A 23,960-nucleotide genomic window follows, 5' to 3' on the forward strand; every position below is an offset into this window, starting at 1 on the left:
CGCAGTAGACGGCTTTTCGGTGCAGATTAGTGGTTAAATATCGTCAAGGGATTGGTTGCGGTCATCTTTGTGTCGTTCCCGCCGAGCATCGGCAATATTACCCTTGTGCCGTTCTCGTTTTTGTTGCTCCAATGCCTCCAAATGCTCTAAAACAGAGGGGCGAGAGGCGTTATTGATAATGCCGTCACCGACCAAGTTATAGTTGTCCTCGGCGGCGATTTCAGCCGCACTAAGGTAGTTCGGTTTCTTCTTAGCCATTCATCGCCCCCTTTGATTCAAACTCCATTTTGAAAGACGGATAACCCTCGCCGCTATCGTCCAAGATGATTGTGGCGTTGTAGGGCTTGCCCGATTTTTCGGAGTGCAGCCCTTTCAAAAAAACACGCCCTTTTGTGATAAGGGCGGTGGCAATTTTGGCTGTGAGCGTTACCCGCTTTGTCGTGAAGTATTTGCTTTCCTTGAAAATAGCGAATTTGCAACCCTTATTATTGCAGAAGAAACCCTTTGGGGATTCAGCGACACCGCCGCCGCATCGAGGACACTCGGCGATAACCGCACCGCCGCCAGTAGACGGTTTGTTTGACGGGAACAGGGCTTTAAGCTCGTCCGGCACGGCGTTGTGTGTTTTCACCGTGTCGGCAACGGATTGATTGATAGCCGACATGAATGTGTCAGCGGTCAACTCGCCCTGCTCAATGCGTTTAAGGTCATGTTCCCATTCGGCAGTCAGCTTGGGGGATTTCACGGCATCGGGCAGTACCTTGATGAGATTCACGCCCTTGTCGGTAGGAAGTAGTAGCTTATCCTTGCGTTTCAATAACTCCGATTTCACAAGGTTTTCAATGATTGCCGCTCGTGTTGCGGGAGTTCCAAGCCCCTTGCGTTCGGCATCATCGGGCATATCTTCCGCTCCCGCCGTTTCCATTGCGGACAAGAGCAAATCCTCCGTGTAATGCTTGGGGGGGTTGGTGAAACCCTCACGGACGGAGGTATTCACCGTAAACTGCTCCCCCTCGGTCATTTCGGGCAAGGGTTTGTCCTCGTCCTTTTTGGTTTTACCGATACTGACGAAAAACGCTTGTTCCACGGCTTTCCAGCCGTTTTGCATGATGGTCTTGCCCTTTGTCGTAAAGACTTCGCCGCCACATTCCAGCGTTATTACCGTTTCGGCGTAAAGGTGCTTATCCGTTACGGCAGATACAAGGCGGGTGCAAATCATCAAAAGGATATTCCGCTCGGCGGTAGGCAGGGCAGAAATGTCAGCTTTTGGCATGGTTGGTGTGGGTATGATTGCGTGGTGGTCGGTGACTTTGGCGTTGTTCACCACTTGGGGAACATTCACGCCCTCGGCACTAACCGTAAACGGCAGCCCAGCCGCTACGCTCTGCACAAGAGCAGGGATGCCGCCCGCCATATCCTCGGTGATATATCTGCTATCTGTTCTTGGATAGGTGACGATTTTCTGCTCGTAGAGGTTCTGCACGGCGTTCAAAGTCTGTGCGGCGGTGTAACCGAAAAGCCTGTTAGCCTCTCGTTGTAGGGTTGTGAGGTCGTGCAGCTTGGGGGCAGATTCGGACTTGTCCTTTCGCTCCACGGACTTCACAACGGCGGCATTGCCGTTGCAAGCGGCGGCGATAGCCTCTGCGGTTGCCTTATCCGTCAGCTTTTCCCGCTCGGCTTTGATAGCGGCGGTTGCCTCTACTACATAAAATGGCTCTTTGATAAAGTTCGAGATTTTATCCTCCCTTTCCACAATCATGGCAAGGGTCGGGGTCTGAACACGCCCGACACGGAGTTGTGCGTTATACAGGACAGAGAATAGGCGGGAGTAGTTCATGCCGACAAGCCAATCGGCTTGCTGGCGGCACTTGGCAGAGTGAAACAGCCCATCGTAATCCCCGCCGTCTTTAAGGTTGCGAAAGCCGTCAGCGATTGCGGATTCTTCCATACTACTAATCCAAAGTCGCTTGATAGGCTTTTTGCATTTTGCGTGTTCGTAGACAAGGCGAAAAATTAACTCGCCCTCTCGTCCAGCATCACAAGCGTTTGTGATTGTGCCAATATCCTTGCGTTTCATTAAATCTACAAGGATTTTCAACTGCTTTTTCGTACTGGCGGCGGGGGTGTATTTCCACTCTTGCGGAGCAATCGGCAAATCCTCATACCGCCACTTGGAATGTCGCTCATCATAGGCTTGCGGCTCGGCAAGCCCCAGCAGATGCCCGACACACCATGAAATTACATAACCATTGCCCTCATAACTACCGTCACGGCGGGTCTTTGCGCCCAGCACATCAGCCAAAGCCTTAGAAACAGAAGGCTTTTCGGCGATAACGAGGTTTAGCATAGGCTTTTACCCCCTTTCCTTTGATTGATTTTTGCGTTTGTTGGGTCAGTATTACGACACCACACAGTAGGGCAACCGCCAAGAACAGCACACCCAGCACATAGTTCATCACAGGCGGCAATTCGCCTGTTTGCGGCAAGTTAATAACGCCATAATCGGCGTAGGGAATGTTGGGGTCACGTTGGATGGTTATATCAACGGAAACATCACTCGTACCCACGGTGAAGAAAATCCTTGACCTCTCACGCAAAAAGCCAAACTGGACGGAATTGTTACGCAAGTAATATTCACCCGCACCCAGCGAAATTGTGGCTCTACCTTGTGCATCGGTAGTGACTTCGCCAACACGTTGGTTATCTACGGCACGATAAACCGCAAAGGTAGCACCGTGTAGTGGATTGCCGGATTTTTCGGTTCTTGTGATGATGTCAACACGGTTCTGTGTCGGTCTTGCTGGCGTTGCGGGTTGTGCAGGGGTAGTTGTGGCTGGTGGGCGTGGGGTTTGCGTTGGGGTCAGAGTTGGTTGCGGCGTTGGTTCGGGGGTCGGTTGCGGAATTGCACTTGCCGTAACTGTCATATTAGATACCGCACCCGCTCGGATGGTGAAATTGATACGCTCCATATCACGGCGGTAGCCCTGCGGCATGAGTGCGTTTCTTTTGAAATATTGCCCCGGCGGTAGGAGTGCCGATGCCTCACCAAAGGCGTTCGTGGCAATGGTTGTGATAACTTCGTCCGTCATTACATCATGGATTGTATAAACCACACCCTCTAACCTATCCCTCGAATCAGAGGAAATGGCGGTAATAAGCAGTCTGCCATACAACACTTCGGGAGTTGGGGTCTGTGCGGGTGGCGTGGTGGTGGCTGGTGTGCGGTTTGTGATTGAAACTTCTCTTATCGCTCCCGCCGCTATCCTCACGTTCACACGCTCGGTATCAAATTCAATGCCCTGTGGGGCGTGGAGTTGCCGTAAGAAATAATCATCGGGCATCAAAGAAACAGCCGCCTCGCCGAATCGGTCTGTGATTAACTCGGCAACAAGGCGATTATCCATTGCACGGCGCACTTCAAAAATCGCACCGTGAATCGGTGTGCCGTCCGCTCTCGCTGTTATGACAAGCCGCCCCGGTTGCGGTGGCGGGTCTTGTTGTGGTGGCGGGGTCGGTTCGGGTTCGGGTCGGCTTGTAAGGTTCAGTTCATTAAGCCTGTTCGCCGCAATCCGCACGTTTACCCTGTCGGGATTGGGGATAAAACCTCTAACTGCCTGTACTTCACGCACAAAATAATCGCCTATCGGCAAATCAATGGCAGCTTCGCCAAAAGTGTCCGTAACTAAAAAAGCGACAAACTCACCGTCCATTGCCCTGCGTAGTTCAAACATCGCTCCGCTCAACAACTGCCCTGTGCCTTGCGCCCGTAAAGTGATTATCAGCCGTCCGCTATCAACAGGCGGCGGGGGTGGGCCGGGTGTTTGGGGCTGGGTCGGAACGCTGAAAATCGTTATTTTTTGCCGTTGCCCTGCGGTGATGGTAGTGCCTACCACGTTGGTAATAGGGGCATGGTTGTGTGCGGGCAGAACGATAACGATATTGTAATTGCCTTGCGGTAATGGAAATTCGATGGTTCTGCCTGTGGTGTCGGTAGCTAACTCAACAAGGCGGGTTGTTTCACCAACACGGTACACGGCGAAAACCGCACCGTGGAGCAGTACGCCGTCATGGGTGCTGTTGATGATTACCAAGCTACCCAGCGGCGGCTCGTCTTGGGTCGGAGTTTCGGTTGGCTCATCTTCACCATTTTCGTAAGTGCCGTTCTCGCTTGTAGGATTTATATATTCATAATCAATGTCCGTGCCGTCTGTTTCGGCATACGCCGTTACAGCCGCCGCCATAACCATGACGAACATCAGCACAAACATGATGGTGGACTTCAAGAGATTGGATTTCCGCATTTATAAGCCTCCTTCGATTTTTCTCGCCCGAATAAGCAAACGATGGGTTGCCTCTCTGATGGGCGTACAAGTATATAAGGTGATGATGGATTCGTTATGGGGTTGGATAAAGGCAATCTGATTGTCGGGCGTGATTACCAATATCTCAAAGACTTCAAAAGCCTTGTGCTGTCCGTTCATGGCTTGAAACCCGATAATATCGCCGTTTTCTACTTCACCCAAGCGGTTAAACATAGAGCCAAAGGTAAAGTTGCGATGCCCTGCGATAACGGCATTTCCGATTTCACCGATATTCGCCGTCTGCGGTACACGCCCCGGTGCTACCCGCAATTCCGGCTCTTTAACGCCCTCCATGACTGGCAAGCGTAGGTCAATACTTTCAATGGTGAGTATGCCGATGGGAACAATATCGCTCGGAAAGTCCGCTTGATTAAGCGGTTCAAGTGGCGGGTAAACTTCGGGCAGTTCTTCCGGCTCGTATGGCACATAGGCGATATACGGTTCATAATCATAGTGTTCGGGTACATAGTCGTATTCATCGGAAACAACAGGCTCGTATTCGTATGCGGGGCTTTCAATTTCTGTTTCTTCAATAACATAGGCGGGCATGACCGCTAAAATGCTTTCAAGCAAATCCGCTTGCTCGTCAAGGTCGGCTTGCCGATTGAGTGACGGCGAAACAAGAAACCATATACCAACGCAAAAGGCGGCCATCATGACCGCCACCAGCACAATCGTCTTTTTATTCATAATCAATCGTCCTCCGCTTTGCGTTCGTCCTCGTCTGTGTTGTAGTAATCCTCGTCCGTTACGTCCTCGGCTACATCGGTTTCGGTTTCGGTTTCAAACTCCATTTCATCGCCAATATCTTCTTCGTCCTCGTCCTCATCATCGTAATCGCAGTTGCCGCCTTGCTGTTTCGGGCGAACGATTTTGAAGTAATATCCGGCACCGCCAGCGACAAGCAATGCAACAATCACAAAAATTATTGTGCCGTTACCGCCGCCGCTGTCATCGGCAGGGGGTGGGGCTGTGGATTCTTCCTGTGAATTGTTGGGCGGCGGCTCGTTGGGGGTCTGCGGAGTTGTAGCAACAGGGATGCCCCCGCCGCTACTGCCCACGTTCAAATCTGTGCCGTCCTGTGCAGCGAGAGCAATCAAGTCCTGTTCGGTTACAGCGTTAAGGAAATATACATTATCCGATTCACGCTGGCGGTCTACTATAAGAAAGAAGATATGCCCTGCGGGGGTAGTGAAAGTAAAAAACTCAATATCATCGCCGTCCGTGGCGTTATCCAATACGCTTGCTTGCCCCGCAGGGGTAAGCGGATTGGATGAAGTGACAGGGATATTTTCCGGCGGGTCGGGTTGTGGCGGCGGTTGGATGCCGATATAGAGCGGATTAACTACGCCCACAACATTGGACAAGTTCCCCGCAAAGTCCACGGCATGGATTGCCAGCGTATCGCTATTTCTGAACGCCAGTAAATCTACCCTCAATACACCGTCTACACGGAAGTTAAACCGTTGGTCGTTGATAAAGATTGCCTCAACGCCCATAAAGCCGCCAGATGCCTCAATTCGCAGGGTTTCACCCTCAACATCGGCGGTCACGGTTGGCGGGTTGCCGCTTTGGGAGGCATACGCCGTTGTCGGGAAAAGAAAAGCACCCACGCAGAGCATGAGTGCCAGCAGAGCAATATATTTAGTTTTCATCAATCTGAATCCTCCTTGTCATTTTCGGTTTGTGGGGTAGCTGCTCCCCTTGTCGGCGTTTCGGTGGGTAAGTCCAAGTTCGGTACAGTACCACTTTTTTGCTTGTCTTTGAACATCTGCACAAAGGCAGCGAGTTCTTCGGGCGCAACCTCCACGCCACGGAAAGCCGCTATAATATCAGCGTTTTCAAGGTCTACGAGTTGTTTTTCCAACTCACGCAAGCGGGCTTGCCCCTTGCTGACCTTTTCACGCAGTTTTGCCATTTCGTCCTTTATTTTTGCAATTCTTGGGTTCATAAAACGCTCCTTTCCTCGTAATTATCGAAACTCTAAAAAGAAAATCGGGTTTAGCCTGCGTCCATCAACGGACACTTCTATATGAAGATGTGGCCCCGTTGATGCTCCTGTTGTGCCTACGGTTGCTATGACATCGCCCCGCTCAACCTCTTGCCCCAGCGTGACAAAAATCTCGTGGCAATGTGCGTACCGCATTTGCATACCGTCCTCACATTCGATAATGACAATATTGCCGTAGCCTGTTGGGTGATAACCTACATATACAACAACGCCGTCAAGCCCCGCTAAGAGCGGTGTACCCGTTGGCAGACCCATATCAAGCCCCCAATGAAATTGCTTGCCGCCGTCTATGGGATGGATGCGATAACCGTACAGACTGGAAACGAAAGGCCGCCAGTCAAAATCAAATGGATTTCCGAATATCTGCCTTGCTCCCAATGACTGCATGAGAACATAGAAATGTTGGGTTTGGTCATCGTCCATGCGTTCTAATAAAACCTCGGTAAACGAGCGGGAAGTCAAAGTAACATAGAGGATATGCCACTCATACTCGACAATTACGGTGTAAGTGTAGGTATAGGAGTGGGAATTGCCGTCCTCATCCGTCCAACTGCCTGTGCCAGTCCGTTCTTCCTCTCGCTCTCGTATCTCCATGACGGATTCCAGTTCAAGGGTATATTGAGCATCGAAAATCGCTTGAATGGTTGCCGCAACATCAGCAAAGATGAAGTCCTCATACACCGCCGACAAAAACGCTATCAGAGCAAAGGGGTCATGCCCTAAACTGTCAATGCTTAAACGATACTCGTCATAATCGGGGTAGTTTTCTTCAATTTCATTGATATAGATTCGCAAGTCGGTTTCCAGTTCGGTGTACATAATGCTTGCATCGTCAATGTCCTCAAATTCGGCAGGGTACATCACATGACCGACAAAAGAGGAAGTGCCGCTAAACATCCCCACACACATGGTAAACATGGAAAGAATGAGGAAGATAATCAGTAATATCAGCCCTGCCTTAACCAAGAATATGGGGTTCTTGCGGATTATCGCCGTGACTACCTTTGCGGCTTTGGCGGTAAAGCCCACGGCTTTGCCTGTCGCTTGTCCGGCTTGCTTTGCGGCTCGTAGCTGTTTAGCATAGTTTCGCTTGATGGCTCGTTTTTGCATAAACCGTGAGAGTGGATTGCTTTTTAACTTGGGGTTATCCCGCAGGGCTTTCCTGTAATCCAACCGCATTTTGTTCTTGATGGACTTTTGCTCCAACTTCGCAACGCGGCGGTAGGGTCGGTTCTTGTGGAAACGGTATGCAGAACGTACAGATTGCTTTGCACCACGATAACCGCTCTCTGCCATAAGTTCAGCTTTGTGAGCTACTTTTACACCCACGTTGTCATGTTCCACTTGATGAATTTTGGCGTGTATCTTTGTAACGGCAAGGGATGTAACCACGCCCGCCGCTTTGACAGGCATTGCCGTATTTTTCGGCTTGTTCCACTTCGCCTCACCGATTGGTATTTTTTCAACTTCGTGGGTCAGCTTGGAAACGGTCTTGCCTTTGTCCTCGTCAAATTCAAGGGTTTTCTTCTTGACCGTCCGAGTAGGCAGCTTGTCTTGGGCTTTTTCCAGTTTCTCGTCCAGTTTCTCAGCCCGCTTTTCCAGTTTGGCAACCACTTTTTCGTCTTTGGCAAATTTCAGCTTGCTATCGGGTTTGTCGGAGGTAGAGCCGGCAGGGGTAGTAGTGCCATCATCAGCATCACCCGCCTGTTGTTCGCTTGACTCGGCGGCATTTTCGGGAGTTTCGGCGTTTTCGTTTGGAGTACCGCCGTCAGTTTCATTACCCCGCTCATCGGAAGAATCAGCATTGTCGGGCTGTTCTGCCTCGTCATGTTTCAACGTGTCGTTATCTTCTTGCGGCTCATGTTTTAAGGATGAGTCCTTTTCTTTTAACTTGGACTTCCGCTTTTGTTTACGGTTGAGGGTCATTTTACCGAGAGCGGTTGCTCCAACCTCTAACGAAAAGCGTGTAGCAGATACAGCGGTGTTCCTGTCGGGCGTTTCATCGGGTGAGATATTACGCATGATGCTTGCCGCACCGTGTTGTAACCCTGCAAGCCCCGCCGCTGTTTCATTACCGCCCAATGACGGAGTACCCGCAGGGGGAAGTGCCACCCCTGTTGTTTCTTGTGGGGCGGCACTTGTTTGGGGTCTTACATCGTCACGAGAAAACTCGTGTTCCAGCCGTGATTGCGGTCTGCGTTTTCTTGTGGTGTCGGTATCAGCGGCGGGTTCAACTTGGCGGGGGTTGCTTTCGTCAAAGTTGAGTTTTCGGCTCATCATCCCACCTCATCCAATTTCGTAGTCATAATACGATACAGTTCCGTATCTTTCGGGAATTTGTCATTGAATGGGATAATGGTATTGCCGTGAAACAGCAAACCCTCACCAGCCGCCGATTGCGTTACATACGAAAGCTGATAAGGGCTTATGCCAAGCTGTTTTGCAAGGATTTGTCTATCCCCGCCCGCTTGGTTGAGCATGAGGATAAAGTCGCTGTTTTCAAAAATGTTCTCAATCTCACGAGAAGAAAGCATATCCTTGACATTTTGGGTGATACCCGTAGGAATACCGCCCCATTTCCTAAATCGTTTCCATATCTCTATGGAATAGGCAGCGGTCTGTTCCTCTTTCAAGAGCAAGTGAAACTCGTCTATATAAAACCAAGTCGTTTTACGAGCGGCACGGTTGATTGTAACTCTGTTCCATACGGCATCTTGCAAAATCAGCATACCCAGCTTTTTAAGCTGTTTGCCGAGTTCCTTGATGTCAAAGCAGACAAGGCGGTTACTCATGTTTACGTTGGTGCGGTGATTAAATACGTTTAACGAGCCTGTGACGTAGATTTCCAATGCCGTGGCAACGTGTTGTGCCTCCGGCTCGGACTGCTTGCGGATAAGGTTGTACAAGTCCTCCAAAATCGGCATTTTGTCGGGGTGCGGGTCGGCAAGGTATTCCCTGTATACCAGCCGCACACAGCGGTCAATGATGGTCTTTTCCGTAGGGGAAAGCCCCTCTTTACCGCCGACAACCAACTCGCACAACGAAAGGATGAAGTCACTTTTCAGCGTGAGCGGGTTTTCTTCTTCGCTGTAATCCACGTTTATATCCATCGGATTAAGGAAGTGCGGGCTTGTGGGTGACAGCTTGATTGCTTGTCCGCCAAGCCGTTGCACCAGCGGAAAATACTCACCTTCGGGGTCTGCGATAATGATGTCATCGTTCGTGATAAGGAACGCATTAACCATCTCACGCTTGGCAGAGAACGATTTGCCCGCCCCCGGCGTACCGAGTATCAAGCCGTTCGGATTTTTCAAAGCCTTGCGATTTGCCATGATAAGATTGTTTGAGAGGGCATTTAAGCCGTAGTACAGAGCCTCGCCGTCTTGGAATAACTCCTGTGTCGTGAACGGCACAAAAATAGCGGTGCTTGATGTTGTCAAACCCCGCCGTATTTCAATCTGATTTAAGCCAAGCGGCAGAGAGGACATGAGAGCCTGTTCCTGTTGGAAGTCCAACCGTTTCAATGCACAGTTGTACTTTTGGGCGATACCCGATGCGGCAAACACAAGGTTTTCCAGTTTCCGCTTGGTGGGTGCGGTGTTCAGCACAATAATGGTGACGAGGAACATCCGCTCATTGCGGGATTGCAGTTCCTTTAAGATGTTTTTTGCCTCATCGCCGTAGGTGGCTATATCCGTAGGGATAACGTCCATATCGTAGCCCGACCTTACCGCCTTTTTTTGTTCGGCGATTTTCATTGCATCAAGGTCAGTAATCTTCCGCTTGATGGTCTTGATTGCCTCCATTTGGTCTATGGACTTGATGTGCATATTAACGGTCACGGCGTTGTCCATGTTGAGGTAATCAGCCAAAAGCCTGTCGGTGAGTTCGGGGGCAAGGATTTGAATAAAACTGGCAGCCCCTATGGTCGTACCCATGCGGAAAGTCTTACCGTCACGGAAGTCAAACGAGGTAGGGGCGATATAATCCTTTGTGGAAAGCCCTGTTTTGGCGAGGTCAGCCCATTCAAGCTGTAACTTCTCTGTGCCATCGGGGTGCATTTGTCCGTGGAGTACGGCAAGACGTTCCAATCCGTCAAGGGCATGGGCTTTTACGCCGAGGACTTTGAAATTGTTGATAATGTCCGTTTCTATGCGTTCCAGCCGTGGCTTTGCCTCTTTCATGCTCGGAGCATCAATGCCGAAGGTGATATACTTCATCTTCACCAAGCCGTTGTTGCCTTTGGCAAGCTGATTCTTCATCATCTCGGCGTACTCCACACGGATAGAGTTGAAATCATCGTCTTGGTCGGGGATGCTGATGGACTTTTCAAAGTCTTTCATGTTGCCGTATTTGTTGATAAAGGAGAGCTGTACGCTCACCGTGTTATCAAAGTAGTTGAGAAAATCGCAATATCCCTCGAAAATCTGCGTTTTGTCCTCGTTTTGGGCGAGTTGGTAATTTATATCGCCGAATGTGATTGTTTTGGTGAAAAGCCGCTCGTTGACACGGCAGATACCGTCCTTGTAAATCTCGTGGTAAGGAATGGACTGCTGTGCGGAGGTTGGGGCTTTGCCTGTGCCAAAAATCTTTTGTAACAGGGTTTCCTTGAAACTCGGCTTTTTGGCTGGGGGTATGCCGTTAGGGGCGTTTGCACCCTTTTTTACATCGCTTGCTTTTGCATTTGGTATTGGTGCATTTTGGGGCGGTGTTTGTCGTTTGGTCTTGCGATTGTTCGCTTTGCTCAAATATCTGACCCTCCTTTTCGATTACTGAATAAAAGTTTTCGGTTATATAGGGGCGTTTCGGCGGGAAGAACCATTTACTGCGGATGATGTTGAACAAGATTCGTTCGGCGGGTATGCCGTCACGCTCATACATAGCCATAAAAAAGGCGGGGAGCATTAAAGCCATCATCAGCAGTACGGCGGTTTCATTACCGAGTGCGCCTCGTGTGGCGAAAAAAACAGGAACGCCGATTGCCGCCGCCGTTCCAAAACAGACTACTTGCCGCTTGGTAAGCCCAAGCATAAATTTAGTTTTTACTTTGGTGAGGTCTTTCGGGATTTGGACGTAAGCCACTAATCATCACCCCCTGTCATGTGGCTCAAAATGTGGGCTATGACATCAACCGTCCAGCCGTTGCCAATAGCCTTGTAACGCTGGGTATTGCTGATGTTTACGGTGTTGCCGTTATCATCAACGCCGTGGGCGGTGTAGTTGTCGGAAAGGGTTTGGCAGCGTTCAGCCTCAACCACGGACAACTTGCGGATGGTGTAGTTCCCATCGGGGAGGTTGATTTTGTACAAGCCTGTCTTTGCACCCTTGCCACCGCCGTTGGCACACATTGAAATCGTTTTTCCGTGAACGCTGTAAATCCTGTTGCCTTGACCGCCTGTACCGTAGATACCCACACGGATGGGCGAACAAACAACGGAATCGGTCTGCACCGTAGTAAGGGCGTTCAGTTTACCGTCCTCTCGGACTTCCAATCGCTTAAAACTGCCGTTTTCGTCTACACGAGTGCGCAAGGCAGCTCCGACATCTTCAACCGCCTCGGCAACAAAAAGCCCTGTTTTCTGGCGTTTCACCATTGACAGGGCGTTTTCTTTGTACATCGTTGAGAGTATGGTTTGTGATTTGTCGGCGAGAGCGATTGGCTCTGCTATCATAGTTCGCTTTTTCTTGGCGATACTACTTCGGAAGTCCGCTCCTTGATAGGTTGCGGTAATGCAATGGCTTTTGTCTTGGTATGGGATGCCGCTGTCAAGAATGTCTTTGAGCAAAATCCCTCTGTCATAAGGCTGGGTAATGCCCTCGATGTTCGTCCAGTACAACCGTTTTCGTTGCTGTGCCGACACAAGAGCGGAGTTCATAAGGATAGGTTCACAGCCCAATTCATCGGAAATATAGTCACGGATATTATTAGGCATGGAGGCTACATTTTCGTAAAGAAAATACCGTGGCTGTATCTGCCACAGGGCATCTACAAAACGCATAAACAATTTCCAGCCCATGCCGTCCTTGTCAACTTCACGATTAGTCTTAGCGATACTCCAAAAAGTGCAGGGAGAGCCGCCCATAACGAGGTCATAATCCGAATACTGCCGAAAGTCGGCATCCATAACATCGCCGTGGTGAGCGATTGCGGGGTAGTTGTATCTGCTGATTGACCGTGCATACTTATCAATTTCAAATGCCTCGTAATGCGAAACGGCATATCCGGCGCGTTCAAGTGCAACGCGCCCACAGGATATGCCGTCAAAGAGTGATACCACTTTGAGCGGACGATTCAGAAACAGACCTCCTCATCATCCTCGTAGATGAAAAAGCCGTCCTCGTCAAAGTCCATAGGTTTGAAAGGTGTGGCAAGGTCGCTGAAATCGCAGTCCTCGTCTGCATCAGCTTTGTTCGTGAGTTTCAAAAGGCGTAGATAATTGTCACCCGCCTCAATCGTTTCCAAGAGCAGAGCAACACGGATTCGTACATCCTCGCCGTACTTGGCAATAAGGGTATTGGCAAAGTCCACGGTGAGGTAGTAATCCTCTTGGTTCTCGGCGGCAAATAGTTCATTAAGAGCCTCGCCGAATTGGTAGGGGCAGTCTGCCTGTTCTGCTTGCAAAAAGTCAGCAACCATTTCAAGGGGATTGTGGAAGTTGAGCAAAAACGCTATCTCACCCTCGTCAAGACAGAGGGTGTCGCTGGTAAGCTGTGCGTAAGCATCCTTAACAGCGGCAATGCGGTGTGCCTTATCATATATTTCGCCGTGACCCAGCAGATTTAATGCCTCTGCCTCGAAATCGGCGTAGTTTTGCTCGACACGCTGTTGCAAACAAGCGAGAGGGGTGAGCCTTTTGGAGCAATGGATTATAGTCAAAAAACCATCCTTTCCTTATATAAATGAAATAACCCGCATAGAGCGGGCGTTAATGGGCTGAGAAAATGGACTTTGCAAGACTTCCTGTTTTTAGGAGCATGAAACAGAGCAGAGCTGTGTACCCCACAACCGTCCATATCGCAACGTGGATATTCGGAGCGGCGGCGATGTTACCAACCAATACTGCGTAAATCGCAACGCACACCATGATTAAGAAACCTTGAAACGCAACCGCAAGCAAGGCTTTGAGGTAGTTGTTACCTACGCTCGACCATTCACGGTTTACCATTGTTGAGAGGGGGATAGGTGCTACGGAAATCGTCAAATAAATTTCCAGCATACGCCCGACCACTACAATAAAAATGACGATGGACATGATAAACATGGCAAGCCCGATGAGTTGGATTTGTAGCCATATACCCATCAATTCGCCGATGCCCATATCTTCCATCGTAGCCTCTAACGCCGCCATCATTTCGGGGCTACCGAGTGCGGTATCGCCCAAAATAAGAGCCGCGGCGTTATTGATTACGGTCTGTGCCATATCAAATACCGCCATAACGATGTTAAACGTGTTGGTAAGGATGAATACGGCGATAAAGGTCTTGAAAATCCACTTGAAGATGTTGAATGTGTCGAAGTCTTGGAGATTGTTTTTCTCTATGATTAGCTGTATCAACTCGTAACACAGCACAAAGGTTAGAATCATTCCCGCTATCGGGAGGATAACTGTTTCAGACAGATTCTGTATCATGGCAAAGACCCCGGCGTTCCAGCCCGCCGGGGTTTGTCCTACTTGCACCGCAATATCGGCTACCGAATCATTAACTTGGTCGAATATGCGGGCAAAACTCGCCATGATGCCGTCAATTAGGAACTGTCTTATCCAGTTGGTAATACCATCGAAAAGCCAGCTCATCTAATTGTTGCCTCCTTTTTTAGCCGAAAAGCCCTGAAAGCTGAGGCACGAGCAACATACCGATGAGCGCAACGCCGCCACCAGCCATAAGTTGCTTCATGCCCTGTGATTTCGCGCCGGGGTTGTCATTGCCGTAGCCTTCGAGAAGATTGATTACTCCCCAAACGCCAAGACCGCCGCCGAGTGCGATTACCAATGTTTGCAATACTCCTACTGCGCTGTTGAAAAATTCCATTAAGAAAGCCTCCTTAGATTTTTAGTTTTTTTGTGGTGCTGTGACATATAAAAACAAGGCTCGTGAAAGCCTTGTGCCGGACATGAAAAAGCCGCCATCGGGTAAAGAAACTCGTTGCTACCGAATGGCGGTCATGGGGTGGATGCCCGATGCTGGTGTTGATTGGGGCAGTCCAATATTCAGTTGTAGGTGTATCGTGTTTGTTGAGTTCTGCATAAATATTCCAAAACTGCATATAATAAATGTGTATGCCCTTTTTGAATGACTAAATTCGTCAAGATTCGGCAGTAAATTTATCTGCTTGTCGGCATATACTAATTACATAATAAGTTTTGGAGGAGGGTAAAAATGAGAGATAGGTTCTTGTTTCTAAACAACTCAGAAGAAGAACTACGCAAGATTTCTTTTGATACTAATGAGGTAATGTACGCAGTTCGTGATTCACAAAGCAAAAGAGAAACTGCTTTGGTTGTTAGTGATAGGAATAAGAGGGTTAGCATAGGTTTCCATGAAGAACCGTCTTTTTCATCCCACAACAATGAACCTTTCTACGTCATTAGAAATGTTGCAGAAATTAGTTAGATGTTAATTGTCTTGCTTTGAAACATCAATTTCCGCTACAACATAGACATCATCCTTTCGCAATTTTGCTCGTGAGTTCAAATACTTACCGACATCAAAGTGCTGTTTGGGGTCATGGTCGGAAAGAAAGCGGTAGTTTGGGTGTTTTTCAATGTTGTACTTCCGAGATAAAAAGGGGCGTTCGCCACGCACTTGGAGTATGCAGCGTTCGCCGTCCATAACCGCAATTTCGTCCACGGACATGAGTTCCTTGCCTAACTTTTGGAAGTTCTGACCGTGGGATTCTTGACTGCCCTTGCTAATGGAAGTATTGAACATATCAATCGTTTCCTTGCCGAGCATTTTGCTGATTTCTTCCAACGTGGTCTTTTCCTTGCCTCCAAGAAACAGGGTGGTGTCCATGTTGCCGATTATGGTGTCCATGTTGTCCTTGTAAATCGCTTTTAACTGGCTCTGTGCCTGTAAAATCACACAGGCAGAGATTTCTCGGCTGCGGATTGTGGCTATCAACTTCTCAAAGTTGGGAATAAGGCCAATATTGGCAAACTCATCCAGCAAAAAGCGGCAATGAACAGGCAACCGTCCATTAAAATCGTTGCCGGCACGGTCACAAAGCAAGTTGAAAAGCTGGCTGTAAAGCAAAGCCACAATGAAGTTAAAACTACTGTCGGTGTCCGAGATTATGACGAACAGGGCGTTTTTCTGCTTGATGGTTTCTTCTTCGCCAGTATCAGAATTGATTTTCTTGTAACCGCCAAGATTATCAAGTTCCAATTCGTCCTCGCTCATCAAATCACGAACCTCAGCAATATCAAAGGGTGCAAGCCTCGCACCGCATGAAATGAGTATGCTTTTGGCTGTTTTGCCCGCCGCTAATTTGTACTTCTTATATTGCCGCAGGGCAAAGTGTTGTGGCGCACGTTCTTCCAATGCCTCAAAGAGATAATCAATGGAATTTTTGAAATTTTCGTTATCCTCACGGACTTCCATTTTGTTAATCATCTCTACAAGGCTGTTCATGTTCTGCTCATGCGGCGGGGCTTCATAATGGATATAGCCGATAAGTGCTTGATACAAGAGTTTTTCGGCTTTCGTCCAAAATTCATCGCCGCCCTTGCCGTCACCTTTCGTATTTTCGATGAGAGCCGTCACGAGTTTAAGAATGTCTTTTTCACTACGGATATAACTGAAAGGGTTGTAACGCATGGACTTTTTGAAGTCTATGGTGTTAATGACTTTGATACGATACCCCCGCTTTTTGAGTAACGTGCCAACTTCGGACAGGATACTTCCCTTTGGGTCGGTGCAAATAAAGGAAACAGGAAAATCCTCTGATTCGCATTGCATCAAGTTAGGCTTGACGAAAAAGCGGGTTTTACCCGAACCACTACCGCCGATTACTAACACATTTTTGTTACGAGCGTATTTTACAGGCTTTGGGCGGCTGTTCATGGTAAGGCTTTCCGTTTGGGTCAAGATGATGTTGTTCTTGGGATTGGGGTCAATATACGGTTTAATGTCTTTTTCCGTACCCCAACGTGCCGAGCCGTACTCTACATCTTTGCGGTACTTCTTGGCGTTTCTGCCACGAACATAAACCACTAAACGCATGAGTGCGGCGGCGGCAAGAGCCAGTACAAAGTCCGGCACAGGGATTTCAAAAGGCAGGGCATCAAGGGGCAGGGTCGGGATAACCACTAGTATGATTACAAAGATAATCACATAGGGCATATTGAGCAGTAGCAGCTTTTTGATTTTCGCCGTGTCTATAACTCCACCCCCCGATTCTTGCTCTTGGTAATATCGAGGACTTGGTTTTTGACCTTTTCCATAAGGTCACGCAACATACCCAGCATCGAGGGCTTTTCAGTAGTCCTTGCCATTGTCTTTGCGGTGTATTCGTTGAACGCCGCAGTTATGGCATCAGAATCTCGTGCCTTAAAGAAAACAAGGTGTTTAGGGTTAGTTTCGGTGGCATCCTTAACCACGGCAAAGTCCACGCCGTACTTTCGGGCGATGCTCTCAAAGTCCTTGATGTTCTTGTCGCTGATTTCGATATTTGTTACACCATGCCCTTGCCCAACAAGCTGTTTGACAGTCTGCTTGCCTTTACCCTCGTAGTTTTTTGGGGTTGTGGCTTTCTTGGCACACGACATAAACAGTTTCATGGCTTTGGCAAGTGTTTCCGAGGTCAGCTTGCCGCCTTTGATAACAAGGCAAACATTCTTCTCGTTTATTTGGTCGTTATCTACAATATAAAATCACATCCTTTCGCATAAAAATGGCCGAGAAGATAACTCCCAGCTTATGCCCCTACATCGTCAAAGCTTATCTGCCCGCCGTTACGTTCCACTTCCGGCAATACACCGTGGGTTTTCAACAATCCGTACAGCCAATATCTGCCCTTTGGTGTCCAGCAAGTGTGAATGAGGGTAGTCATGCCGTTTTTGGTGTAGGTATTCGTTACGGTGTAGCCGTTGCCTTGAAAATCCTTGTAGAGCAGCCACGTTCTGCCGATGCGGTATTGCACACGGAGGCGGTGCAAGAGCCGATTGAACGCCACAGCACTCATGCCGTAGTCTTTTGCGATAATGGAAACTTGAACAGCATCGGGGCATTGCAAAACAATGTCGTGATACAGGGCTTTGGGGGTCAGTTGTGCCACCCTGCGGACAAGTGCGGTGTTACGGTTTTGCTCGGCGGCGAGATTACGGAGCAATTCGGCGTTGTATTCGCTGTCCTCTTGCATACGCCGCAAAACTTCTTCGCTGATATACGCCCCATGCTTGCGGATGGTGGGTAATACTTCATCAAATACCCACTTTTCAAAACGCTCGGCGGCGGGCAGCTTAGAGCGGATGATGAGGCGGTATAAATCGCCTTCGGGAATGAAGTTATAGGATTGCATACCGCTCGTGGAGGGGAGGTCACGTTTCAGTACCCCCCTGCAATGTCTTATGATTGCGGCTTTCGGGTTGGTGTACCCAAGCGTTTTCGCACACTCGGTTGCGGGGAAAAAGGGCTTGCCGTCAATCATCAGCACTCCCAACTGTCCGAACTCACGATTTTCAAATACTTGCATTGTATCTTGCATAGATTTCCTCCCTTAAAATGAAAATGCCGCCTCTTTTGGGCGGTCAATGGTTGATTTGTTTATGCTGTTTTGCTTTATCGCCAGCACCGTGTCGGCGTAGTCCTTGCCGATGGGCGGCGGTGCGGTTGTGATTTTAATGTGCGAATACCGCTTGTCGCTCAACAACTCTGTGATTATGCGGTTTGTGGCATCATGCCCTGCTTTGTCGTTGTCGAGGCATAGCTGGATGCTCGTGATTTGCGGGTTGCGTTCCAAAAAGCCGTTTAGTGCAGCAGATGAAACGCCGCCGAGAGATAGCCTGTACCCATCCCAGCCAGTTTGCCCCATGTCATGGATTGAGGCGTGAGCCATACAATCAATAGGGCTTTCAAACAGGGCAAGAGCAGACCCGCCGTGTCCGTTGAGTTCAATCGGGGGAATGGAAAAACTAAATTGCTTGTTACTGCCGGACACATCTTTTTTCAAGTCCTCTGTAATCCCTCGTTCACAAGCGAATCGGGCTTTACCGTCCTCGTCTTTACCGACAAACACGCATCTGTGCTTGTTGCTTTCGTAGAGCAGCCCCGCTTTGATACAACGGTAAATCACATCACGCCCGATACCGCGCCCCCGCAAATACGCCACAACTCTGTCGGCGTTCCTGTTTGGTTTGGGTAGGGTAAATGACTTGGGTGGTGCTGGCGGCTTTATCGGTGCTTTCCGTTCGGCTTTGTATTCTGTTATAGCGTAGCCGCTCGTCAATGATTGCACCGCATCCACAAAATGAACGCCTCTCACTTTCATAAGGAAGTCCAACGCTGAATACCCACCATATTGTGTAGAGTGGCGAAACCACTTGCCGTTTGAGATTTTCAGACTATCATGCTCAACCATTTCGTGCTGGCCGGCTCTGCCTTTGCTTTTGCGGACATTTGACGGCTCGTAAGTAAGCAGATAGTCCAGTAGGTCAACGCTCCGTGCTTGCCGTATTTGTTCCTCGGACAATTTCGGCATCGCCTACCTCCCTTGCGTTCGGCGGCGGCATTTTCAAGCATTTGCCGTCACTTGTAAGGCAGACAGACCCAAAACCCGCAAAGGCACAACCGCTACACTTGCGTTTATAACCTTTTGTATACGGTGATGGTGCGTGTCGGTGCGGCTCTGCCGCCGTCTTGTGCTTATTTCGCCTCGGCATAAAATTCCTCCCTTTGAGTGTGTGATAATGAAACGAACGCCTCGGCTAATGCGGGGTTAAACTGCGTACCCGCTCCGTCTTGTATGTGTCGGAGTGCCTCATCCGGCGGCCAGCTACGCTTGTACTGGCGATTAGGGCTGATTAAGGCTGTGTACACATCGCAAATAGCGGCGATTTGAACAAAATCGGGGAGTTCGGCGGCGTTCATGCTCCAATAGCCCTGTGAATCCCAGCGTTCGTGATGAAAAAGAGCGATTGTCCTCGCCATTACCCCAAAATCGCAGGGCATCCGTCTAAGGATATTTGCACCCCATATTGTGTGGGTTTTCATCAAGGCAAACTCGGCAGGGGTTAGTGCCGTAGGCTTGCCTCGGATATGCAGGGGAATCATTATTTTCCCGACATCGTGGAGGGCGGTGGCGTAGCCGATTTGCCTTGCAGTTTCCGGCTCAATGCCGAATGAAAGTGCCAAGACTTCCGCAAGCCCAGCCGCCGCCCTGTCCTCGTTGTAGTTTGTCATGTGCAGCTCTCACATCCTTTCAAAGTGAAAACGCCCTGCGATTGTTCATGCAGGGCGTTCAGCTACTTGGTGCGTATCAATGCGTTTTCCTCGGACTGGCGGCGTATAATTTCACGCTGTTGCTCAACGATATACTTGTAAAAGCGGTTCTTTTGCTTTTGGCAAGCATGGAGGAATCTGACCGCCACCTTATACTTGTGGACTTCGATTTCCTCACCCTCGTCCAGCGGTTGCGCCTCAATATCTGCCCGCTCGTGCCGCATAACCTCGGCATCAACAGTTTCTTCCGTGCCAATGTCAAAACAAAGGGTTAGTTTTTCGCGGATTGCAAAGTTCTCATTTGTAGTGAACAACATTCCGCCATCGCTGAAATTTGCCATACGGCACAATATCGGCGGGGGTGGCTCGTCATTGCTGTCCGTCACACGCCGCACCATGACAGGCAGAGAGCATTGCAAGCGGTAGCAGTCACGCCGTTGGTCGGCTTTGATGTTACCGACACGCCGCATCTTGGCGAACATGAGATTATCTCGCTCGACCCGCTCAACAAATTGCACAGCCAGCGAGAACATACGAGATTTGGCGAAAAGGTACATTTGAATCGCTTTGCCTCGTGGCAGGGGGTAGTGATAGCCTCGGTGAATAGGCATTTTAATAAGGAAACACCCATCGGGCAGCACTTCCTCTACATATGACCCCAGCGATACACGCCCTTGCACCTCGCTTGCACCGCTTAATCGCTCGATTTCAAGCAAAACTTTCATATCAGCCACGATTTCGATATGTTCTTGCTTGGATTGCTGTTTTGCCATATCTGACCTCCTTTCGGGAATAAAAAAAGACCCGATTGATAGATGGTGATAATCAACCGAGCCTGTTTTGCGTTTTTGGGCATTGCAAAGGGCATGGTGTCGGATAACGCCATGCCCTTTGTCATAACCAAAAGTTGTGTTTATCCTGTTTTTTCAAAGTACATCGCTAACGCCTTTTCTACGATGTCCTGTACCTCCTTTGCGGGTTGATTAGGCTTGAAATACTTGGAATACACATCCTTGCTGACCTTAACCGTGGGTGTGCGGTTTGGTTTTGGGTTCAATGCACCCGATAGAATACGCTTGATTGCATCATCATCCAGCCTGTCTTTTGCCGAATACTTACGGAGCATATCGGCTTTTTTCATATCAACAGATAATCCATACCGTTCTATGCAATTTGCCAATAGGCTTTGTTCGGACTCATGCAGATACGATATTGTGACGGCAGGGATAAACGCGATTGTGCCGTAATCAAGGTATTCTTTCAGCCTTACTATAAGCTGATTTACTCGCAGATAACGGGCAACTGTGTCTTTGGAAAGGCTGTATGTTTCACCTACTCTTGCCATTGAAGTCAACTTATTCGCAACTTGCGAAGAAGTTTCATCAGCCCTGCTATCATGCGGGTTTTCGAGCATTTCTAACTGTTTAATTATGTCATTTCGCTTGCCCTGTGAGAACATCTTAGAATGGTGCAGGGCAATGACCGCCGCCTTTTCCGAGTGGCACATTTCAGAAAATGACCGCTGGATAAGGTTCGTTTCGATAACATAAACCATTGCATCTGCATCGCTGATGTTTTCAAGGATGATAGCGGGTACATCTGAAAGCCCAGCCAGTTTCGTTGCCTCTACACGATTATGCCCCGACAAGATTTCAAGGATAGTGCCTATCCTACGGACGATAATCGGCACGAGTACGCCGTTTGCCTTTATGCTGGCAACCATATCGTCCATCCGCTCTCCCTCATGTAAGCGGAAACGGAATCCATCAAATGGGGTTAGTTGTTCAATGGGAGTGGAGGTTATGACCCGCTTGTTGGTAGGTTGCGTTCCTATAATCGACGTTGCTTGCTCCAATGGATTGACCCCATCGTTGAGTAAGAACAAATCGTCAAGGTTCTGCAAGCGTGGCTTGGCTTTGAGTTTATCGGGCATGACCGCACACCTCCAATGCAAAATTCGTGTAGGCATGAGCGGCTTTGCTGTCGGCTTGGTAGTCCAAGATGCTACGGCTTGCGTAATTTGCCTCGCCGACCTTTACCGTGCTGGGGATGATGGCATTAAACATCTTGATTCTGTCACCGCAAAAATCGTCCAGCAGAGCCTTTGCCGAATGGAAAAGTCTTGTCCGTTCATCGCAGATAGTGAGCAGAACACCCGCTATCTCAATCCGCTTGTTGATTTTCCGCTTTACCTTGAATATGGTACGCATTAAATCGGTCAACCCGGTAGCCGACCACAACTGAGGGCTAACAGGGATAATCACTTCATCACAAGCGGCGAGTGCGTTGATGGTGAGTAAGCCGAGGTATGGGTTCGTGTCTATAATAATGAAGTGGTAGTCACCCCGCAGGGGTTCAAGCAACTCCGACAAGGTATGTTCCCCGCCCATTTCGTCACGCAGATTGATTTCCGCTACGGATAGGTTTATGTCGCAGGGGATGATGTCTACCTTTTCGCCGTGTTGGATGTACTCGGCTTTGTCGGGCAGAAGTTCGCCGTCCATTATTGCAGTCAGTAGGCTGTGCATAGACAACGGCAACTCGGCGGGGCGTTCGATGCCGAAACTCATTGATAAATTCGCTTGCGGGTCAAAATCCACCAAAAGCACCTTGTAACCCTGCTCTGCCAATGCGAAACCCAAATTGCAAGCGGTAGTGGTCTTGCCTGTGCCACCCTTTTGGTTGGCTACGGTTATGATTTTGTTTTCCATATCTCAAACCCTCCTATTATTTTTTTGAATTGTTCTGAATTTGTCCGATACTCAATAAAGCGTGGGGTAACGACAAATTCTAATAGGTATGGCTTGGGTATAAGATACTTGGGGTGGGTCATAATTGACTTGATTGCCCCTGCTTTTAGCAATTTCAAAACCGTGCTTAGTTCCAGTCCTGTCATTTCCGTAATGTCTTGGGATGTCAGCAAATCCTCGTACCCTGCATAGATATAGTTGAAGTAATCCGCTATATCCGATTCTTGCCCCGCTAAAACCAGTTGAGCAAAGCATTTGCGGGTACTTTGTTTGTGGGATGTGACTGCTCCGTGGGGTATCATACTACCGACTTGCTCTCGGCGGCGAAGATAGGTAATGACATCATCAAGGGCGATTTTGTACCGCCATGTCTGCTTGCCTGTGTCCTCTGCTGGGATAATCCCATGCTCTACGAGATACCTTGCACTCCGCTTGGCTATCCTGCATATCCTGTGCAGATGGTCGAGGCTGATGTGGGCGGGGTACTGCTCCCGCAATGATTCATACATTTCTTGTTTCATAGCGTCCTCCAAAGGTTTATTTGTCAATAGTAGGCAGACGCTAATTTGTGTGTTTCATAAAATGTAGTGAAATGTTTGCCATTTTTCCAACGAGGCAAAAATCGTGATGCCGTTCGTGTCGCACAAAATATGCGGTGGATTGAGTGGACAATGTTTGCTCGATGTTTGCTAAACGTCCAAAAAACATTGCTAAATCGGGCTGAAAGGACATTGGGGTTCGAGCCGCATGATTACTGCTTTTACACGAACAAAGACCGCTCAAAGCCAGTTTTTACTTGACTTTGCACGGTCTTTAACTTACACTCAATTCCATGATGATGACCTATTTTCCAAACAGCATAGAAAACTTGAAAACCGCAGAGGTGAAAGCCTCCAGGGGTTCGAATCCCTTGCTATCCGACCTAAAGGCCTACAGATGCAGCAATCTGTAGGTTTTTTATTTAAAGGATACGAAAGGGGTGTTTCAATGATTCGTGTTTATTTGGACAATTGTTGTTTTAACAGACCATATGACGACCAACGTTACTTAAAAATTGAATTGGAAACTAAGGCAAAATTAAAAATACAAGAACTTATTGTTAACGGTGAATTGGAATTGGCAATTTCATATATTTTGGAACAAGAAAACGATGATAATCCCTTTTTGGAACGTAAAGCCATTATTGATGATTTTTTCAAATATGCGATCATTAATATTAATGAAAGCCAAGAAATTATTAAGATAGCTAACGCGGCGATGGCTGCAGGTCTAAAAGTATAATAACATAAATCGACAACGGTCGACAAAAGTGATAAAATAAAAGCATGGCATATGACGCGAAATTTCGGGGTCGTGTGTTGAAATACATCGACAAAGGTCACACAGTACAGGAAGCAC

24 protein-coding genes are annotated in these 23,960 nt (G+C 48.6%); 2 read left to right on the forward strand and 22 right to left on the reverse strand.

Annotated elements, in window-relative coordinates:
• Positions 1 to 33: 33 nt before the first annotated feature.
• The 13 genes from FWE06_03170 to FWE06_03230 are packed head-to-tail and all read right to left on the reverse strand — an operon-like array spanning position 34 to position 14,403.
• Positions 34 to 258, reverse strand: coding sequence for a DUF4316 domain-containing protein (locus tag FWE06_03170; GenBank protein MCL2546184.1), 225 nt, complete (start codon positions 256 to 258; stop codon positions 34 to 36).
• Positions 251 to 2,347: a DNA topoisomerase 3 gene (locus tag FWE06_03175; GenBank protein MCL2546185.1), complete on the reverse strand. Its 2,097-nt coding sequence runs from the start codon at positions 2,345 to 2,347 to the stop codon at positions 251 to 253. Before FWE06_03175 ends, FWE06_03170 begins: the two co-directional genes overlap by 8 nt.
• A complete protein-coding gene (locus FWE06_03180) occupies positions 2,307 to 4,301 on the reverse strand; it encodes a SpaA isopeptide-forming pilin-related protein (GenBank protein ID MCL2546186.1) in 1,995 nt (664 codons plus the stop codon). Before FWE06_03180 ends, FWE06_03175 begins: the two co-directional genes overlap by 41 nt.
• Complete coding sequence (locus FWE06_03185) at positions 4,302 to 5,051, reverse strand: class D sortase (protein ID MCL2546187.1); 750 nt, start codon at positions 5,049 to 5,051, stop codon at positions 4,302 to 4,304.
• A gap of 2 nt (positions 5,052 to 5,053) precedes the next feature.
• Positions 5,054 to 6,016 (reverse strand): DUF4366 domain-containing protein, encoded by a 963-nt coding sequence (locus tag FWE06_03190; protein MCL2546188.1) that lies wholly within the window; start codon positions 6,014 to 6,016, stop codon positions 5,054 to 5,056.
• The gene (locus tag FWE06_03195; protein MCL2546189.1) at positions 6,016 to 6,312 is read right to left on the reverse strand and encodes a DUF4315 family protein; all 297 of its coding nucleotides are present in this window, start codon (positions 6,310 to 6,312) and stop codon (positions 6,016 to 6,018) included. Before FWE06_03195 ends, FWE06_03190 begins: the two co-directional genes overlap by 1 nt.
• Before the next feature lie 21 nt (positions 6,313 to 6,333).
• Entirely contained in the window at positions 6,334 to 8,652 is a 2,319-nt protein-coding gene (locus tag FWE06_03200) for a peptidoglycan DD-metalloendopeptidase family protein (GenBank protein ID MCL2546190.1), read from the reverse strand.
• A complete protein-coding gene (locus FWE06_03205) occupies positions 8,649 to 10,973 on the reverse strand; it encodes an ATP-binding protein (protein MCL2546191.1) in 2,325 nt (774 codons plus the stop codon). The genes FWE06_03200 and FWE06_03205 overlap by 4 nt, the downstream gene beginning before the upstream one ends.
• A 40-nt stretch (positions 10,974 to 11,013) precedes the next feature.
• The gene (locus FWE06_03210) at positions 11,014 to 11,454 is read right to left on the reverse strand and encodes a PrgI family protein (GenBank protein ID MCL2546192.1); all 441 of its coding nucleotides are present in this window, start codon (positions 11,452 to 11,454) and stop codon (positions 11,014 to 11,016) included.
• Positions 11,454 to 12,650 carry a DNA cytosine methyltransferase gene (locus tag FWE06_03215; GenBank protein ID MCL2546193.1) on the reverse strand — a complete coding sequence of 399 codons (1,197 nt, stop codon included), beginning with the start codon at positions 12,648 to 12,650 and terminating at the stop codon, positions 11,454 to 11,456. The genes FWE06_03210 and FWE06_03215 overlap by 1 nt, the downstream gene beginning before the upstream one ends.
• A gap of 14 nt (positions 12,651 to 12,664) precedes the next feature.
• A complete protein-coding gene (locus FWE06_03220) occupies positions 12,665 to 13,249 on the reverse strand; it encodes a hypothetical protein (protein ID MCL2546194.1) in 585 nt (194 codons plus the stop codon).
• 49 nt (positions 13,250 to 13,298) lie between these two features.
• Positions 13,299 to 14,168 carry a CD0415/CD1112 family protein gene (locus FWE06_03225; GenBank protein ID MCL2546195.1) on the reverse strand — a complete coding sequence of 290 codons (870 nt, stop codon included), beginning with the start codon at positions 14,166 to 14,168 and terminating at the stop codon, positions 13,299 to 13,301.
• A gap of 19 nt (positions 14,169 to 14,187) precedes the next feature.
• Positions 14,188 to 14,403 carry a Maff2 family protein gene (locus tag FWE06_03230; protein MCL2546196.1) on the reverse strand — a complete coding sequence of 72 codons (216 nt, stop codon included), beginning with the start codon at positions 14,401 to 14,403 and terminating at the stop codon, positions 14,188 to 14,190.
• A gap of 348 nt (positions 14,404 to 14,751) precedes the next feature.
• On the opposite strand from FWE06_03230, the gene FWE06_03235 reads away from it, so the two are divergent.
• Positions 14,752 to 14,985 (forward strand): hypothetical protein, encoded by a 234-nt coding sequence (locus FWE06_03235; GenBank protein MCL2546197.1) that lies wholly within the window; start codon positions 14,752 to 14,754, stop codon positions 14,983 to 14,985.
• A 3-nt stretch (positions 14,986 to 14,988) separates the two neighbouring features.
• On the opposite strand, the gene FWE06_03240 is transcribed toward FWE06_03235, so the two are convergent.
• The 9 genes from FWE06_03240 to FWE06_03280 all read right to left on the reverse strand — a co-directional run bounded on the left by FWE06_03240 (position 14,989) and on the right by FWE06_03280 (position 23,083).
• Complete coding sequence (locus FWE06_03240) at positions 14,989 to 16,716, reverse strand: type IV secretory system conjugative DNA transfer family protein (protein MCL2546198.1); 1,728 nt, start codon at positions 16,714 to 16,716, stop codon at positions 14,989 to 14,991.
• Between the two features lie 35 nt (positions 16,717 to 16,751).
• Positions 16,752 to 17,141: a PcfB family protein gene (locus tag FWE06_03245; protein ID MCL2546199.1), complete on the reverse strand. Its 390-nt coding sequence runs from the start codon at positions 17,139 to 17,141 to the stop codon at positions 16,752 to 16,754.
• A 149-nt stretch (positions 17,142 to 17,290) separates the two neighbouring features.
• Positions 17,291 to 18,079: a phage antirepressor KilAC domain-containing protein gene (locus tag FWE06_03250; protein MCL2546200.1), complete on the reverse strand. Its 789-nt coding sequence runs from the start codon at positions 18,077 to 18,079 to the stop codon at positions 17,291 to 17,293.
• A gap of 12 nt (positions 18,080 to 18,091) precedes the next feature.
• Positions 18,092 to 19,072 (reverse strand): DUF3991 and toprim domain-containing protein, encoded by a 981-nt coding sequence (locus FWE06_03255; GenBank protein MCL2546201.1) that lies wholly within the window; start codon positions 19,070 to 19,072, stop codon positions 18,092 to 18,094.
• A 164-nt stretch (positions 19,073 to 19,236) separates the two neighbouring features.
• Entirely contained in the window at positions 19,237 to 19,773 is a 537-nt protein-coding gene (locus FWE06_03260) for an HD domain-containing protein (protein ID MCL2546202.1), read from the reverse strand.
• Positions 19,774 to 19,835: 62 nt separating this feature from the next.
• Complete coding sequence (locus tag FWE06_03265) at positions 19,836 to 20,585, reverse strand: flagellar brake protein (protein MCL2546203.1); 750 nt, start codon at positions 20,583 to 20,585, stop codon at positions 19,836 to 19,838.
• A gap of 140 nt (positions 20,586 to 20,725) precedes the next feature.
• The gene (locus tag FWE06_03270) at positions 20,726 to 21,745 is read right to left on the reverse strand and encodes a ParB N-terminal domain-containing protein (protein MCL2546204.1); all 1,020 of its coding nucleotides are present in this window, start codon (positions 21,743 to 21,745) and stop codon (positions 20,726 to 20,728) included.
• Positions 21,735 to 22,523 (reverse strand): ParA family protein, encoded by a 789-nt coding sequence (locus tag FWE06_03275; protein ID MCL2546205.1) that lies wholly within the window; start codon positions 22,521 to 22,523, stop codon positions 21,735 to 21,737. Before FWE06_03275 ends, FWE06_03270 begins: the two co-directional genes overlap by 11 nt.
• Positions 22,505 to 23,083 carry a hypothetical protein gene (locus FWE06_03280; protein ID MCL2546206.1) on the reverse strand — a complete coding sequence of 193 codons (579 nt, stop codon included), beginning with the start codon at positions 23,081 to 23,083 and terminating at the stop codon, positions 22,505 to 22,507. The genes FWE06_03275 and FWE06_03280 overlap by 19 nt, the downstream gene beginning before the upstream one ends.
• 226 nt (positions 23,084 to 23,309) lie before the next feature.
• Between FWE06_03280 and FWE06_03285 the strand changes: the two genes are divergently transcribed.
• Entirely contained in the window at positions 23,310 to 23,843 is a 534-nt protein-coding gene (locus tag FWE06_03285) for a hypothetical protein (GenBank protein ID MCL2546207.1), read from the forward strand.
• The last annotated feature ends 117 nt before the right edge of the window (positions 23,844 to 23,960 follow it).

This window comes from Oscillospiraceae bacterium, from assembly GCA_009780275.1.
Classification (GTDB): domain Bacteria; phylum Bacillota; class Clostridia; order Oscillospirales; family UBA929; genus WRAI01.

Coding starts and splice junctions, on each gene's coding strand:
- FWE06_03270 (MCL2546204.1), bottom strand. CDS start 21,745: ATGCCCGATAAACTCAAAGCCAAGCCACGCTTGCAGAACCTTGACGAT.
- FWE06_03265 (MCL2546203.1), bottom strand. CDS start 20,585: ATGGCAAAACAGCAATCCAAGCAAGAACATATCGAAATCGTGGCTGAT.
- FWE06_03285 (MCL2546207.1), top strand. CDS start 23,310: ATGATTACTGCTTTTACACGAACAAAGACCGCTCAAAGCCAGTTTTTA.
- FWE06_03240 (MCL2546198.1), bottom strand. CDS start 16,716: ATGCCCTATGTGATTATCTTTGTAATCATACTAGTGGTTATCCCGACC.
- FWE06_03185 (MCL2546187.1), bottom strand. CDS start 5,051: ATGAATAAAAAGACGATTGTGCTGGTGGCGGTCATGATGGCCGCCTTT.
- FWE06_03235 (MCL2546197.1), top strand. CDS start 14,752: ATGAGAGATAGGTTCTTGTTTCTAAACAACTCAGAAGAAGAACTACGC.
- FWE06_03280 (MCL2546206.1), bottom strand. CDS start 23,083: ATGAAACAAGAAATGTATGAATCATTGCGGGAGCAGTACCCCGCCCAC.
- FWE06_03200 (MCL2546190.1), bottom strand. CDS start 8,652: ATGATGAGCCGAAAACTCAACTTTGACGAAAGCAACCCCCGCCAAGTT.
- FWE06_03180 (MCL2546186.1), bottom strand. CDS start 4,301: ATGCGGAAATCCAATCTCTTGAAGTCCACCATCATGTTTGTGCTGATG.
- FWE06_03195 (MCL2546189.1), bottom strand. CDS start 6,312: ATGAACCCAAGAATTGCAAAAATAAAGGACGAAATGGCAAAACTGCGT.
- FWE06_03250 (MCL2546200.1), bottom strand. CDS start 18,079: ATGCAAGATACAATGCAAGTATTTGAAAATCGTGAGTTCGGACAGTTG.
- FWE06_03255 (MCL2546201.1), bottom strand. CDS start 19,072: ATGCCGAAATTGTCCGAGGAACAAATACGGCAAGCACGGAGCGTTGAC.
- FWE06_03190 (MCL2546188.1), bottom strand. CDS start 6,016: ATGAAAACTAAATATATTGCTCTGCTGGCACTCATGCTCTGCGTGGGT.
- FWE06_03170 (MCL2546184.1), bottom strand. CDS start 258: ATGGCTAAGAAGAAACCGAACTACCTTAGTGCGGCTGAAATCGCCGCC.
- FWE06_03245 (MCL2546199.1), bottom strand. CDS start 17,141: ATGTCGTGTGCCAAGAAAGCCACAACCCCAAAAAACTACGAGGGTAAA.
- FWE06_03260 (MCL2546202.1), bottom strand. CDS start 19,773: ATGACAAACTACAACGAGGACAGGGCGGCGGCTGGGCTTGCGGAAGTC.
- FWE06_03230 (MCL2546196.1), bottom strand. CDS start 14,403: ATGGAATTTTTCAACAGCGCAGTAGGAGTATTGCAAACATTGGTAATC.
- FWE06_03275 (MCL2546205.1), bottom strand. CDS start 22,523: ATGGAAAACAAAATCATAACCGTAGCCAACCAAAAGGGTGGCACAGGC.
- FWE06_03175 (MCL2546185.1), bottom strand. CDS start 2,347: ATGCTAAACCTCGTTATCGCCGAAAAGCCTTCTGTTTCTAAGGCTTTG.
- FWE06_03225 (MCL2546195.1), bottom strand. CDS start 14,168: ATGAGCTGGCTTTTCGATGGTATTACCAACTGGATAAGACAGTTCCTA.